Here is a 13,487-nt window from a genome sequence, read left to right as displayed (position 1 = left end):
ACACCCAGCTTTCACCGGATCAGTTCGGCGCGTCCGCCTCCGGCAGGCCCGCGACCAGGGCGGCCAGCCCGGCGGCGTCGAGCAGATCGGCCGGCCGTACGGTCACGTTCTCCCGTACGTAGTGGAAGGCGGCCCGTACCCGGTCGACGGGTACACCGGCCAACTCCGCCCAGGCCAGCCGGTACGCGGCCAACTGCACCGCCGCCGCGTCCGCCTCCGCACCGGACGGCTGCCGCCCGGTCTTCCAGTCGACCACGTCGTACCGCCCGCCGGGGGCGGCGAAGACCGCGTCCATCCGGCCCCGCACCAGCAGGCCGCCGATCACGGTCGCGAACGGCACCTCCACCTCGACCGGCGTCCGGTCCGCCCACTCGCTGGCGAGGAAACGCTCCTGCAGGTCGGCGAGGACCTCGTCGGGCGCCGCTTCCGCATCCTCGGCCCCCGGCAACTCGTCGATGTCGAGCAGCCGGTCGGCGCCGTACCGCTGCTCGAGCCAGGCGTGGAAGGCGGTGCCGCGCCGGGCGTGCGGCTCCGGCCGGGCCGGCATCGGCCGCCGCAGGCTGCGGGCCAGCGCCGCCGGGTCGCGGCGCAGTCCGACCAGTTGGGAGACCGACAGGTGCCCGGGCAGCGCCACCTCGACCGGACCGGCGCGGTGCATCAGCGCGTCCCGTTCGGCGAGCAGCAACTCCGCCTCCCGCCGCCAGGCCGCCGCGACCGCCGCCGCCGGATCCACCGCCGGCAGCGCACCGTCGTCCATCGCCGCCGGATCCACCGCCGGCACTGAACCGCCGTCCATCGCCTCCGCCGCCCCGCTCTCCAGCTCCGGCCCCGGCTCCCCCACCTCGGCAGGCTCCCCGACCTCCGTGGGCTCGCCGGACGGCTCCCCGTCAGACTCCTCCGACATCAACCGGCGGACCAGGGCGGCGGCCTCGGCCAGCACGGGCCGCCGGACGCCGAGCGGGTCCGCCGGCCACTCGGCCCGGAGCACCACCTCGGTCGTCGGGTTGGTCGCGTCGGCGGCCGGCTCCGGGGCCCACGCGTCGACGACAAACCCGCTGCCCGCGCCGTCGGCGTCCGGTGTGCCCAGACACCAGTCGTACACCTCCCGGAGGAAGACGGACGGGCCCCGGGGCCGCTTCGTTCCCTCCCCCCACCAGTAGCCGGAGCAGAGCAGCAGCCGACGCGGCCGGGTCACCGCCACGTACGCCAGCCGCCGTTCCTCCCGCTCGTCGTGTGCCCGCCAGTCGTCGGCGAAGGCGGCCAGCGCCCGGGCCACCCCCTTCTGGTCCTCCGCGTCCTCCAGCGCCAGCCTCGGCAGCCCGTCCGCGTCACCGCGCAGCGGGAACGGCAGCACCCCCAAACCCTGCAGGAAGTGGTCGGAGGCGCGGGCCGCTCCCGGCCAGACCCCCCGGCTCAGCCCGGCGACCGAGACGACGTCCCACTCCAGGCCCTTGGCGGCGTGCGCGGTGAGGATCTGCACCGCCCCCTCGACCACCTCGACCTCACCCGGCGACAGGCCCCGCTCCTCGTCCTCGGCGGCGGCGAGATAGGCCAGGAAGGCGTGCAGCGGCGCCCCTCCGGTGTCGCCGGCGAACCGGGCCGCCACGTCCCCGAGCGCGTCCAGGTGCCCGCGCGCCAGGCCGGCGTCGCCACCCCGACCGTTGCTGCCGGCCCGGACCGCCACCTCCACGTCCAGCCCCATGGTCCGCTCGACGTCCGCGAGCAGGTCCGGCAGCGGCTGGTCCAGGCGGTGCCGGAGCAGGCCGAGTTCTCGGGAGTACGCCCGCAGCCGGGCGTAACCCTCCGCCGAGTACAACTGTGCCGGACCCAGGTCGGCGAGCGCCTCGACCAGGCTCGCCTCGTCCAACCGGTCGGTGACGATCTCCGGCTCGTCGTCCTGGCGGGGCATCGCCCGCCGGGCGGCGGCGATCGCGCTGGACCGCCGGTGCAGGGCGACCAGGTCGCGGGGTCCGATCCGCCACCGCGCCCCGGTCAGCAGCCGGAGCAGCGCCGCCCCGTCCGTCGGGTCGGAGAGCACCCGCAGCGTGCAGACCACGTCCCGGACCTCCGGGGTGTCCAGCAGACCACCGAGGCCGACCACCTCGACCGGCAGTCCCCGGTCCCGCAGCGCCGCCTCGATCGCCGGAATCTGGCTGCGCAGCCGGACCAGCACCGCCGTGGTCGGCCGCCGTTCCAGTGGAATGTGCTCCGGCAACGCCTCCGGCATCCGGGCCGCGCCCCGCCAGGCGGCCAGCACACTGTCCGCGATCCACTCGGCCTCGTCGGCGTACGTCTCCAGCAGCGCGCAGTGCACGGTGCCGCCGGATCGTCCCCGGGCCGTCCGGGCCGGGATCTCCTCGTCGACCCGGAACGCGGCGCCGAGTTCGGCGACCCGGGCCCCGGCGGCCCGCAGCGGCGCGGCGAGCCCGTTCGCGACGTCCAGGATCTGTGGCCGGTTACGCCAGCTCGTGGTCAGGGTACGGATCTGCGCCGGTCGCCCGTCCGGCTGGGCGAACTCGGTCGGGAACCGGTCCAGGGTGCCGGCACTGGCCCCCCGCCACCCGTAGATGGACTGGCACGGGTCGCCGACCGCGGTCACCGGGTGGCCGCCGCCGTACAGCGAGTGCAGCAGCACCACCTGGGCGTGGCTGGTGTCCTGGTACTCGTCGAGCAGCACCACCCGGTAGCGGCCCCGCTCGATCGCGCCGACCTCGGGATGGTCCCGGGCCACCAGCGCGGCCCGGGCCAGCTGGTCCCCGAAGTCCATCGCTTCGAAGTCCTGTTTGCGCTGGTCGTACGCGCGGATCAGCGGAAGCAGCCGGAGCCGCAACTGTTGGATCTGCAGCGCCTTGCGGACGTCGGCGTAGACCCGGCCGGGGCGGGACTGCACGTCGGCGAAGAACCGGCCGGTCCAGGTCGCCAGTTCGTCCGGGGTGACCAGGTGTTCGGCCAGGTCGCCGGTGAGCGCGAGGACGGCGTCGGTGACCGTGCTCGGCATCCGTTCCACCTCGGACATGTCACCGTCGTGGTTGCGGACCAGCAGGTCGACGAGCTGCCACCGGGACGCCTCGGTGAGCAGCCGGGTGGACGGTTCGTAGCCGGCCCGCAGCCCGTGCTCGGTGACGATCCGGGCCGCGTACGAGTGGTACGTCGCCACGGTCGGCTCACCGCCGAGTGGGTCACCGGTCAGGTCCCGGCTGTCCCGGCCGAGCCGGCGCACCAACTGCCCGAGCCGGGTACGGATCCGGGTGCCGAGTTCACCGGCCGCCTTGCGGGTGAAGGTGAGCCCGAGGATCTGCCCGGGGTGGACGTACCCGTTGGCGACCAGCCAGACCACCCGGGCGGCCATCGTCTCGGTCTTTCCGGAACCGGCGCCGGCGACCACCAGCAGCGGTTCCACCGGCGCGGCGATGATCTCCGCCTGCTCCACGGTCGGGGCCGGCAGCCGGAGCAGCCGGGCCAGTTCGACCGGGGTGAACCGGGGTCCGGCGTCCACGACGCGGCGCCGCCGTGGCGCCGTCGCCGGAAACAACGACGGCTGGGTCACCGGCTGCCTCCGCCCCGCTGCTCCGGCGGCCGCTGGCCACCACCGCCCCGCCACCTCGGCGGCTCGACAACCTGCCGGCCCTGCCCGGAGACCGGGCAACTGGTCCGGACCGGGCAGACCCGGCACTTCGAGTTCGCGACCGCGGAGAACGTCGCCGCGGCCATCGTCTCGGCGGTACGCCGCACCATCGCCTGCGCCCAGCCGGCCTCCTCACCCTCGCCCGGCGGCGGGGGCTGGACCTGCTCCTTCGCGTCCTTCGTCGGGGTGCCGAGCTGCACCAGGGCGGCCCCGCCGGGCTCCGCACCGGTGACCAGGTCGTCGAACGCGCCTGCCTCGACCGCCGCCTGGTACGCCCCGAGCTGCGGATGTTCGCCGATCTCGGTCGCGCTCACCGCCGTCGACCGGCCGGTCTTCAGGTCGATCACGACGAGCCGGCCCTCGTCGTCCACCTCCAGCCGGTCCACCCGGCCGGTCAGCTCGATCGGCCGTTTCGGGTCGTCGAGGCGTACCGCGAACTCGTGCTCGATGGCGAGCAGCCGGCGCGGGTTGCCGGCCAGCCAGCGCAGCAGCTTGTCGACCATCACCTCGGCGCGGGCCCGTTCCGGCCCGGCCAGCCACCGGGCAGCCAGTTCGATCATGTCGAACCGGGCGGTGACGTACTCCAGCAGTTTGCCCCGGTCGACGCTGGCGTCCTCGGCGAGCATCGCCGCCGCGTGCACCAGGTTGCCGACCCCCTGCGCGGCGCTGGTCGGCGCCCGCCCGCCGTGCCGTTCCAGCAGCCAGCGCAGGCTGCACCGCAAGGCGCTCTCCATCCCGGACGGCGTCACCCGCACCGGTTCGCCCTCGTCCACCAGCGGCCGGTCGTCGGAGAGGGGCCGCAGCCCCCACCAGTCGTCCGGATGTGCGCCCGGCACCCCCGCCCGGGCCAGCCGGGCCAGTTCCGTCGCCGCCGCGTGCCGTCGGGCCGGCGACGCCTCCGGGTCGGTGAGCGCGGTCCGCAGCTCCGCCACCAGCGCCGACAACGTCAACGCCCGCGGCACCGTGCTGAGCAGGGCGCCCTTCCGGTCGTTCTCCGGGTCGGTGTCGGCGGGACCCTCTCCCGACGTCTCGTTCGGCTCAACCGACCCGCCCGGCTCGGCCACGTCGACTCCCGGATCAGCCGGGTCGACTCCCGGATCAGCCGGGTCGACTCCCGGATCAGCCGGGTCGGCTGCCGTATCGACCGCGTCGGCTCCCGGATCAGCCGGGTCGGCCGGGTCGTCGGCGTTCTCGACGGTCGGGCCGAGTTCGTAGAGGAAGCGGCTCGGCTGCTCCTCCTGGTCGGCGAGCCCGACCGCCGCCGAGGCGACCGCGCTGACCAGCAGCCGGCGCCGGGCCCGGGTGGCGGCGACGTAGAAGAGCCGCCGCTCCTCGTCGAGCATCGCCGAGCTCTGCCCGACCAGACTGGCCAGGTCGCCGGTGCCGTCGCCCCGGCCGGCCAGGATGTCGACCAGCCGCTCCGAGCCGAGCAGGGTGCCGCGCAGCCGCAGGTCCGGCCAGATCCCCTCCTGTACGCCGGCGAGCGCGACCACGTCCCACTCCAGTCCCTTCGCCGCGTGGGCGGTGAGCAGGCGTACCGCCTCGCCCCGGTCGGCGCTCGGGGCGAGGGTGTCGGCCGGCAGCTGCTGTCCCTGCACGTGGTCGAGGAAAACCTCGGTACGCGCACCCGGCAGCCGGTCGACGAACCGGGCGGCGGCGTCGAAGAGGACGACAACCGCGTCCAGGTCCCGGTCGGCCGCTGACGCCCGCCAGCGCAGTCCGCTGTCCGCCGCCCCGGTGGCGGTCCGGGCCCGGGCCAGCGCGCCGGCCCAGCGTTCGGCGAGCCCGCTGGCCCGCCACACCGCCCAGAGCACGTCCTCGACGGTGGCCCCGGGCACCGCGGCGGCGTCCCGGGCGGCGGCGAGCAGGGTGGCGACCGCCTTCGCCGGTTCGGCCCAGCGCCGCTCGATCGCGAGCAGGTCGGCCGGGTCCCGCAGCGCCTCGACCAGCAGGTCTCCGGATGGCCGCCGGTCACCACCGGCCAGGGCGAGGGCCCGCAGTCCCTGCCGTAGTCGCCGTTCGGCGAGCGGGTCGGCGCCGCCGAGCGGCGAGTGCAGCAGCGTGACCGCCGCCTCCTCGTCGAGCCGGTCCGGTTCGAGGGCGCAGCGCAGGAGCAGCAGCAGCGGCGCGACCGCCGGCTGGGAGTGCAGCGGCAGGTCCTCGGCGTGCACCACGGTCGGCACCCCGACGGTGTGCAGGGCGCGTTGCAGCGGCGGCAGTTGCAGGGTGGTGGAGCGGAGCAGCACCGCCATCCGGGACCACGGCACCCCGTCGAGCAGGTGCGCAGCGCGCAGCGTGTGCGCCAGGTACGCCGCCTCGCTGGTCGCGGAACGGAAGGTGCGGACCTCGACGGTGCCGGCCGGGACGTCGGCCGCCGGCACCAGGTCACGGTGGTAAACCGGGCCGCGCAGCCGGCGGGCCAGCCGCCGGGTCGCGTCCAGCAGGCCGGGCCCGGCCCGGTACGACGTACGCAGGGTCAGGGTGCGGGCGATCGCGCCGGAGGCGGTCCGGAACCGGTGGGCGAAGGTGCCGACGATCGCCGGGTCGGCGCCCCGGAAGGCGTACGTCGACGAGTCCGGGTCGCCGAAGGTCACGAGGGGTTTGCCGCCGCCGGCCACGAGTTCGAGGAGTTCGATCTGGGCCGGGTCGGTTTCGGCGAGTTCGTCGACGTAGACGTACCCGAGGCGGTGGCGTTCGGCGTCGAGCAGTTCGGGGTCGTCGGTGAGCAGTCCGCTGGCGGCCCGGACCAGTTCGGCCGGGTCGTACGCGACGGAGCCCCGGTTGCTGACGTCGCGCAGGGCGAGTACGGCGACGTACTGCCGGAGGAAGCGGGCGGCGGCTGGCCAGTCGGCGCGGCCGAGTTTCTCGCCGAGCCGGGCCAGTTCGACCGGGCCGATGCCGCGTTCGGCGGCCCGCATCAGCAGGTCGCGGAGCTGTTGCGCGAAGGCCCGGGTACGCAGCGCGGGCCGCAGGTCCTCCGGCCAGCCGACCGGGTCCTCGATCTCCTCGGTCGGCTCGCCCTCCGCCAACCCGACCACACCGAGCAGTTCCCGGATGATCAGGTCCTGTTCGGGGCCGGTGAGCAGTCGGGGCGAGGGTTCACCGCGCTGCGCGGCGGCCCGGCGCAGCAGCCCGAAGGCGTACGCGGGAAAGGTCCTGACCAGGGGTTCGTGCAGGACCCGGCGGGTGCCGGCGGCGATCCGGGCCTCGATCCGGTGCCGCAGCGCGGTGGCGGTGCGTCGGCCGAAGGTCAGCACCAGGATGTGTTCCGGGTCGACGCCTTCGGCGACCCGGGCGGCGACCGCCTCGACCAGGGTGCTCGTCTTGCCGGTGCCGGGGCCGCCGAGGACCAGCAGGGGCCCGTCGGTGTGCGCGACGACCTCTTCCTGGGCAGCGTCGGGCAGCCGTACCGGCCCAGCGTCGGCCGGCCGGCGGACCAGCCGGTACGCCTGCACGCCGCCCATCACACCATGTCGCTCCGACGTGATCTCGGCAGGCACGGCCGGACAGTGACGTTCACGGATCCGCTACGGCCGTCCCGTCCGGCCTACCAGCGTCGTCGGCCGGCAGCCAGCCGAGGAACCGTACGGTGAGCGCGTCGGCGTCCACGCCGGGTGCCGTCTCGGCGAGGTCACGCCGCGCGTGCCGCAGGTGTGTGGTCAGGTGGCGGCGCAGGCCGGCCGGGTCGTCCCGGTAGAGCCGGGTCAGCACGAGCCGTGCGGTCGGGCAGGGCCAGTGCGCCGCGCAGGTGCGGCAGCGGTACGTCGGCCGCATCGGCGTGTGCGGGCGGCGGCGCGCGTGCGGCGGGTTCACCGGCGTGACCCGGGCCAGGCGGGTCCCCGGTTTGTCGGCCGTGGCCGGGGTACGTCGTCCGGGCAGCGCCAGCGCAGTCCGCACCGGCAGTGGCGCCACAGCCGCCGCCAGTCCCGCCGGTGTTCTCGTGGCGTCCCGCTTTCCCATCGCATGCCGGTCTCCTCTCGTCTTGCGGTCGACGGGTTTCTGGAGCGGGGACCACCCCGGTTCCGGGGGGGAGGACCGTCGGGGCGGTCCCCGCGCGGTTCCGCCCGGGTGTTTGCCGCCACGGCCGAACGGTTCCGCTCACCAAGAGCCTGCGAGTTGTGGTCGGACAATCACACCGCGTATGGATATGGTGGCAGACATCCAAGACGTCCAATGGGGAGGCGACGGTGAACGAGGCCGTACGACGGGCGATGGCCGAGCTGGGCGAGACCGCCGAGTCCCTGGCGGAGAAGTTGGGGGTCGACTCGAAGACGGTGGGCCGGTGGGTCAGCCCGGGTCGGATCCCGCAGCCGCGACACCGGACGGCGGCGGCCGAGGCGCTCGGCCGGGACGTGGAGGAACTCTGGCCGGAGGCGCTGCGCCGCCGGGATCTGCCCTGGTTTCGGCCGTGGGCAGAGATCGAGCGTGACGCTACCGCCCTTCGCTCGTTCCAGAACTCGGTGATCCCCGGTCTGCTGCAGACCGAGGCGTACGCCCGGGCGGTGCTCAGCAGCGGTCCGCTCGGCGGCGACGAGGTGGACGGCCACGTGGCCACCCGGCTCAAGCGGCAGGTCAACGTCTTCGACCGTCCCCGGCCGCCGCTGACCGTGTTTGTCATCGACGAGATGGCGCTACGTCGCGGCCATCCGGAGATCATGCACCCGCAGCTCGACCACCTGGTCGAGATGGCCCAGCGGCCGTTCGTGATGGTGCACGTGCTGCCGCTGCACGCCGGGCTGCACCCCGGTCAGGCCGGCGCGTTTGTGCTGGCCAGCCTGGACGGCCGGCCCGACGAGGCATACCTGGACGACCAGGCGGAGGGACGGGTCAGCAGCAAGCACGTTGCCGGACTCTGGCGCACCTGGGACACTCTGAGATCGCTGGCACTGCCACGCGACCAGTCGATCGCACTGTTGAAGGCACGAGAATGGCTGACCTGACCGGCGCCCGTTGGCGCACCAGCACCCGCAGCAGCTCCAATGGCGGAGACTGCGTCGAGGTGGCCGACAACCTGCCCGGCCGGGTACTGGTCCGGGACAGCAAGGACCGCACCGGCGGTACCCTCGTCTTCACCCCGACCGCCTGGCGTTCCTTCGTCTCCTCGACCCGCCAGGCGTAACCCGGCGGGCTCTCCCCCGCACGGTCAACCGCGCGGCGCACCCGCTGCGCGAGCTGACCCTTCGGCTACCACGGCCACTCTCCCCGCAGGTCGTCGGCCCGCTCGCCCGGCCACACCACGAACACCTGGTCCGCCGAGTCGTCGTGGACCAGCAGCGGCCCCGCGACCGAGGCCAGCGCGCACACCGCACGCAGCACGGCAAGCGTGTTCGGCTTCCGGAACGACATCCCCACCACGGCGGCGTCGATCGACAACGGCTGCCCGTGACGCACCTGTCCGGTGACGTGCAAACCGACCTCACCCAGATCCGGTCCCTGCTCGGTGACGCAGGTCCCGGCGCCCGGACATCCGGGTAGTTCCGAGCCAGCGGTCACGCCGTCGACCTCGAACCATGCCGTGCCGTGACACCCGGCGGCACGTACGGCGTCGAGGACGTCTCCGACCCGGGCCGGTGGCGTCGGCTTCGGCGGCTGGTCGGGCAGTCTGCGCACCGAGCCAGCGGAAGCCGCCCACTCCCATCCGCCGTCGCGGGTGACGTCGTGCAGCGGCACGGCGTACAGCGACCAGCTCACTGCGACATTCTGTGCCGACGGTCGGGCGGCCGCCCGCCCGTCACCGGCTCCGGAACCGTTGCGCGAGGTCACGATGCCGTTCGGCGGCCAGGGTGGCCTGGTCGTCGCTGATCACACTGCCCGGCATCCGGCCCAACTGCTCGACCTGGTCGGCGAAGCGCAGGTGTTCCCGGTGCGCGTGATCCCGACAGGCGAGGCAGGTGACGCTCTCCGGGCGGGGCGAGGTCATCGCGTACGGCACCTGTCGCCCGCAGCCCGTGGTGACCACGGCCGGCGCGTCAGCCGCCAGTCCGAACGTCGAGGCGAGCAGGTTCCTGACGTCGTGACCGGCATGCGTCACCCGCTGCTCGACGTGGATGTGCGGATCCATCTCGCTCATCTGGTCGGCGCCTCCGTCCGAGCCGTCGTAGCGCATGTCGTACCGCGTCCCTGGCCAGTAAAGCACCCGAGACACACCGACAACTTTTCTTGTCTTGACAGATTGAATCGTCGGTGGAAGAGTTCTGGCCAACGGAGACGCGGCACCAACCAGACCGAGCGAGAGGACTTCCCGTCATGCGCAAGCTGATCGTCACCACGTTCCTGACCCTCGACGGCGTCATGCAGGCCCCGGGCGGCCCGGGCGAGGACCCCAGCGGCGGCTTCGCGCACGAGGGCTGGTCGGTCAACTACTGGGACGAGGCGATGGGTCAGGTGATGGCCGAGGCGACCACCAGGCCGTTCGCCATGGTGCTGGGCCGTCGGACCTTCGACATCATGGCCGCGCACTGGCCGCACGCCTCCGAGGAGGAGGGCGGCAAGATTTTCAACGAGGCCACCAAGTACGTCGCCTCCCGTGGCCGCCCCGACCTGACGGCGTGGAGCAACTCCGTCCAGATCGAGGGTGACGCCGCTGACGGGCTCGCCGCCCTCAAGCAGCAGGACGGGCCGGAGCTGCAGGTGCACGGCAGCGCCGACCTGATCCAGACCCTGCTGCGACACAACCTGGTCGACGAGTTCCGGATCTGGACCTTCCCCGTGCTCGTCGGGTCGGGCAAGCGGCTCTTCGGCGAGGGCACGACGCCGGCCGGGCTCAAGCTCGTCGACAGCACGATCTCCAGCACCGGAGTTGTCATCGGCACGTACGCCCCGGTCGGCGAGGTCCCGGTCGGCACCTTCACCAGGGACTGACCGCTGACCGGAGATCGCCTCCACCTGCCGAGGGGTGGAGGCGATCTCTCCGTCGGTGCCATCGGTCAGAATTCCCTGCCATGAGCGAGTTCTACATCTCGGCGATCCCGACCGCGGTCCACTGGCAGCCGACCAGCGCCGCCGCCGAGGCGGCGGAGGTCTACGTCCGCCGGATCTTCCCGGACCCGGACGGCACAATGCAGGAGGTGAAGGTCGAGTTCCACGACCGGATCGCGGTGATCCACCCGGGAGAGAACCTGGAACGGATTACCTGCCCCCGCTGCCGGGGTGACATCTCCCTCGACTGGTTCGACGCACTGGTCACCCTGGCCGAGGGGGAATTCGACAACCTGGACGGCACCATGCCCTGCTGCGGCACGGTCCTCCCGCTGGACACCCTCGACTACGACTGGCCGTGCGGCTACGCCCGGTTCGAGATCGGCATCCGCGACGCCTGCCGGCCGGAGTACGAGTTCACCGAGGCGGAACTCGCCGAACTCGGCAACATCCTGGGGCACCCGGTCCGCCAGATCCTCGCCCACTTCTGAGGCGTCAGGACTCGAACAGACTCCGGTGCGCGACCGTTTTCTCTCAGCGCGAGGGGGCGGCGCGGTCGGCTTCGGCCTGGGCGGCTCCGGCCTGGGCGATCGCGCTCTCCTGCAGCGCCTCCTGCTCGGCCGCCAGCGCCGCGTCGGCCTCGACGATGTGTCGTACGGCCGCGTCGACGTCGTCGGTGACGATGATCAGTTCCAGGTCGGCCGGGCTGATCTTCCCGTCGGCGGCGAGGGTGTCCCGCAGCCAGTCCAGCAGCGGACGCCAGTACGCCTCACCCATCAGCACCACCGGGAACCGGGTCACCTTGCCGGTCTGCACCAGGGTCAACGCCTCGAACAGTTCGTCGAGGGTGCCGAAGCCGCCCGGCAGCACCACGAACGCCTGGGCGTACTTGACGAACATGGTCTTGCGAGCGAAGAAGTACCGGAAGTCGATCGCCATGTCGACCCAGTCGTTGATGCCCTGCTCGAACGGCAACTCGATGCCGAGTCCGACGGAGAGCCCACCCGCCTCGGTGGCCCCCCGGTTGGCCGCCTCCATCACGCCCGGCCCGCCGCCGGTGATCACCGCGTAGCCGGCCCGGGCCAGGGCACCGCCGAGCGCCTCGGCCAGCTCACACTCCGGGCTGTCGGGTTTGCTGCGGGCCGAGCCGAAGACGCTGACCGCCGGCGGCAGGTCGGCGAGGGTGTCGAAGCCCTCGACGAACTCCGAGAGGATCCGCAGCGCCCGCCAGGCGTCCTTGGTCTTCCAGTCGGCCCGGCTGCGGGAGTCGAGCAGCCGCTGGTCGGCCGTACTCCACGGGATGGCCTCGCGGCGCAGCGTGACCGCGCCGCGGTGCCGTTCCGGCCCCGGTCCACGACCGCCGTCCCGCCCCAAGCTGTGGTTCATGGCGTCCACGGTAATCGGGCGGACAACCACAGGTGCGGCGTCGTCCCCGTAACGGTGACAAACATCCTGCAACTGAGCAACCAAACCGGCCCGGACTGCGTCTACCCATTACACAGGGGGACGCGCGACGCCCACACCACCGTCGCGCACACCTTCGGGGGGCGACAGTGATGACAAACGTCGAGATAATCCGGCTCCGCCGGCAGATGCAGCGCCGGATCCGGGCAGTGGTGGCCGAGCGTCGGATGACCCGGCACACGGCCCCCGACAGCACCGACGAGCTCGACCCGGGACCCGACCCGACCGGGTCCCCGCTGCGTCAACCGATCGAGGGGTGAACCATCCGTCCCCGGCCGTCCGGCCTGGGCGGCAGCGGGAAACTCCGTAGCCGGCCGGCGGGGGTCAGTCGCCGGCCGGCTACGGCTCGCTCAGTGCGAGGCGAGCCAGCGGTGCAGGGTGGCCGCACCGTCGCGGATCTTGCCGATCTCCACATGCTCGTCCGGGGCGTGCGCCAGGTTCGGGTCACCCGGACCGAAGTTCAACGCCGGTACGCCCAGCGCGGCGAACCGGGCCACGTCGGTCCAGCCCAGCTTGCCGACCGGGTCGGCCCCGACCGCCGCCAGGAACTCCTGGGCCGGCGGCGCGGTGAGTCCGGGCAGCGCGCCGGGCGCGCAGTCGGTCACCTCCACCTCGTAGCCCTCGAACACCTCACGGACGTGCGCCTCCGCCTGCTCGACCGTCCGGTCCGGGGCGAAGCGGAAGTTCAGCTCCACCTCACACAGGTCGGGCACCACGTTGCCGGCGATCCCGCCGCCGATCCGGACCGCGTTCAGCCCCTCCCGGTAGACGCAGCCGTCGATGGTGACCATCCGGGCCTGGTAGTTCGCCAGCCGCTCCAGCACCGGGCCGACCGCGTGGATGGCGTTCACCCCGTTCCACGACCGGGCCGAGTGCGCCCGCCGGCCCCGGGTGGTCAGCCGCAGTCGCATCGTGCCCTGACAGCCCGCCTCCACCACGCCGTGGGTCGGCTCCAGCAGCACCGCGAAATCCGCCGCCAGCCACTCCGGGTGCGCGTCCGCGACCAGGGTCAGCCCGTTGTACCGGGAGTCGATCTCCTCGGCCTCGTAGAAGAAGTACGTGACGTCGTACCTCGGCTCCGGCACGCTCACCGCCAGGTGCAGCGCGTACGCCACGCCGGACTTCATGTCGGAGGTGCCGCAGCCGTAGATCAGATCACCCTGCAGGCTGGACGGGAAGTTGTTGTTCAACGGCACGGTATCCAGGTGCCCGGCCAGCACCACCCGCTGGGCCCGGCCCAGCCGGGTACGGGCCATCACCGTGTTGCTGTGCCGCCGCACCTCCAGGTGCGGCACGCCGCCGAGCACCTCCTCGACGAAGTCCGCGATCTCCTTTTCGTTCAGTGAGACGGACTCGATGTCGACCAGGGCGCGGGTCAACGCCACCGGATCGGCCAACACCTCGGGGGTGAGCGGGTTCTCCATGGTGGGAGACGGTACCGTCACACTCGTGACGGCGGGACGCGTCCCACACTCGCGAA

Annotated in this window: 12 protein-coding genes; 5 read left to right on the top strand and 7 right to left on the bottom strand. The window is 73.1% G+C overall.

From position 1 onward, the window contains the following. Positions 1–19: 19 nt before the first annotated feature. From ABGB21_RS14210 to ABGB21_RS14200, 3 genes are read right to left on the bottom strand one after another with little or no spacing between them, the layout of a single operon-like run. Positions 20–3,547 carry a UvrD-helicase domain-containing protein gene (locus tag ABGB21_RS14210; RefSeq protein WP_347652880.1) on the bottom strand — a complete coding sequence of 1,176 codons (3,528 nt, stop codon included), beginning with the start codon at positions 3,545–3,547 and terminating at the stop codon, positions 20–22. Further along, positions 3,544–7,089 carry an ATP-dependent DNA helicase gene (locus ABGB21_RS14205; RefSeq protein WP_347678165.1) on the bottom strand — a complete coding sequence of 1,182 codons (3,546 nt, stop codon included), beginning with the start codon at positions 7,087–7,089 and terminating at the stop codon, positions 3,544–3,546. The genes ABGB21_RS14210 and ABGB21_RS14205 overlap by 4 nt, the downstream gene beginning before the upstream one ends. A 52-nt stretch (positions 7,090–7,141) precedes the next feature. Then, on the bottom strand, positions 7,142–7,585 hold the full coding sequence (locus tag ABGB21_RS14200; protein WP_347678173.1) for a hypothetical protein: 444 nt from the start codon (positions 7,583–7,585) through the stop codon (positions 7,142–7,144). A 227-nt stretch (positions 7,586–7,812) separates the two neighbouring features. Here ABGB21_RS14200 and ABGB21_RS14195 point away from each other — a divergent pair, with 227 nt between their 5' ends. Beyond that, the gene (locus ABGB21_RS14195; RefSeq protein ID WP_347678111.1) at positions 7,813–8,565 is read left to right on the top strand and encodes a helix-turn-helix transcriptional regulator; all 753 of its coding nucleotides are present in this window, start codon (positions 7,813–7,815) and stop codon (positions 8,563–8,565) included. Beyond that, positions 8,553–8,744, top strand: a complete 192-nt coding sequence (locus tag ABGB21_RS14190) for a DUF397 domain-containing protein (RefSeq protein ID WP_347678109.1) — start codon at positions 8,553–8,555, stop codon at positions 8,742–8,744. The genes ABGB21_RS14195 and ABGB21_RS14190 overlap by 13 nt, the downstream gene beginning before the upstream one ends. 65 nt (positions 8,745–8,809) lie before the next feature. Here ABGB21_RS14190 and ABGB21_RS14185 read toward each other — a convergent pair whose 3' ends face one another. Both ABGB21_RS14185 and ABGB21_RS14180 read right to left on the bottom strand, forming a co-directional pair. Continuing rightward, on the bottom strand, positions 8,810–9,316 hold the full coding sequence (locus tag ABGB21_RS14185; protein ID WP_347678107.1) for a hypothetical protein: 507 nt from the start codon (positions 9,314–9,316) through the stop codon (positions 8,810–8,812). A 40-nt stretch (positions 9,317–9,356) separates the two neighbouring features. After that, positions 9,357–9,695, bottom strand: coding sequence for a hypothetical protein (locus ABGB21_RS14180; RefSeq protein WP_347678105.1), 339 nt, complete (start codon positions 9,693–9,695; stop codon positions 9,357–9,359). A 176-nt stretch (positions 9,696–9,871) separates the two neighbouring features. Between ABGB21_RS14180 and ABGB21_RS14175 the strand changes: the two genes are divergently transcribed. After that, positions 9,872–10,486 (top strand): dihydrofolate reductase family protein, encoded by a 615-nt coding sequence (locus ABGB21_RS14175; RefSeq protein WP_347678103.1) that lies wholly within the window; start codon positions 9,872–9,874, stop codon positions 10,484–10,486. Positions 10,487–10,566: 80 nt separating this feature from the next. Next, a complete protein-coding gene (locus ABGB21_RS14170; protein ID WP_347678101.1) occupies positions 10,567–11,034 on the top strand; it encodes a hypothetical protein in 468 nt (155 codons plus the stop codon). 43 nt (positions 11,035–11,077) lie between these two features. On the opposite strand, the gene ABGB21_RS14165 is transcribed toward ABGB21_RS14170, so the two are convergent. Beyond that, the gene (locus tag ABGB21_RS14165) at positions 11,078–11,929 is read right to left on the bottom strand and encodes a TIGR00730 family Rossman fold protein (RefSeq protein WP_347652886.1); all 852 of its coding nucleotides are present in this window, start codon (positions 11,927–11,929) and stop codon (positions 11,078–11,080) included. Positions 11,930–12,099: 170 nt separating this feature from the next. On the opposite strand from ABGB21_RS14165, the gene ABGB21_RS14160 reads away from it, so the two are divergent. Continuing rightward, on the top strand, positions 12,100–12,267 hold the full coding sequence (locus tag ABGB21_RS14160; RefSeq protein ID WP_347652887.1) for a hypothetical protein: 168 nt from the start codon (positions 12,100–12,102) through the stop codon (positions 12,265–12,267). A 90-nt stretch (positions 12,268–12,357) separates the two neighbouring features. On the opposite strand, the gene dapE is transcribed toward ABGB21_RS14160, so the two are convergent. Continuing rightward, positions 12,358–13,431, bottom strand: coding sequence for a succinyl-diaminopimelate desuccinylase (dapE, locus tag ABGB21_RS14155; RefSeq protein WP_347652888.1), 1,074 nt, complete (start codon positions 13,429–13,431; stop codon positions 12,358–12,360). Positions 13,432–13,487: the final 56 nt, after the last annotated feature.

Source organism: Plantactinospora sp. B24E8 (assembly GCF_039871735.1).
Taxonomy (GTDB): domain Bacteria; phylum Actinomycetota; class Actinomycetes; order Mycobacteriales; family Micromonosporaceae; genus Plantactinospora.
The sequence above is the reverse complement of the archived record's forward strand: the minus strand, read 5'-3'. Positions and strand labels throughout refer to the sequence as shown.

Excerpts from the sequence above, each read along its gene's own strand:
- ABGB21_RS14175 (WP_347678103.1), top strand. The coding sequence starts at position 9,872 with ATGCGCAAGCTGATCGTCACCACGTTCCTGACCCTCGACGGCGTCATG.
- ABGB21_RS14190 (WP_347678109.1), top strand. The coding sequence starts at position 8,553 with ATGGCTGACCTGACCGGCGCCCGTTGGCGCACCAGCACCCGCAGCAGC.
- ABGB21_RS14165 (WP_347652886.1), bottom strand. The coding sequence starts at position 11,929 with ATGAACCACAGCTTGGGGCGGGACGGCGGTCGTGGACCGGGGCCGGAA.
- ABGB21_RS14160 (WP_347652887.1), top strand. The coding sequence starts at position 12,100 with ATGACAAACGTCGAGATAATCCGGCTCCGCCGGCAGATGCAGCGCCGG.
- dapE (WP_347652888.1), bottom strand. The coding sequence starts at position 13,431 with ATGGAGAACCCGCTCACCCCCGAGGTGTTGGCCGATCCGGTGGCGTTG.
- ABGB21_RS14200 (WP_347678173.1), bottom strand. The coding sequence starts at position 7,585 with ATGGGAAAGCGGGACGCCACGAGAACACCGGCGGGACTGGCGGCGGCT.
- ABGB21_RS14170 (WP_347678101.1), top strand. The coding sequence starts at position 10,567 with ATGAGCGAGTTCTACATCTCGGCGATCCCGACCGCGGTCCACTGGCAG.
- ABGB21_RS14180 (WP_347678105.1), bottom strand. The coding sequence starts at position 9,695 with ATGAGCGAGATGGATCCGCACATCCACGTCGAGCAGCGGGTGACGCAT.
- ABGB21_RS14205 (WP_347678165.1), bottom strand. The coding sequence starts at position 7,089 with ATGGGCGGCGTGCAGGCGTACCGGCTGGTCCGCCGGCCGGCCGACGCT.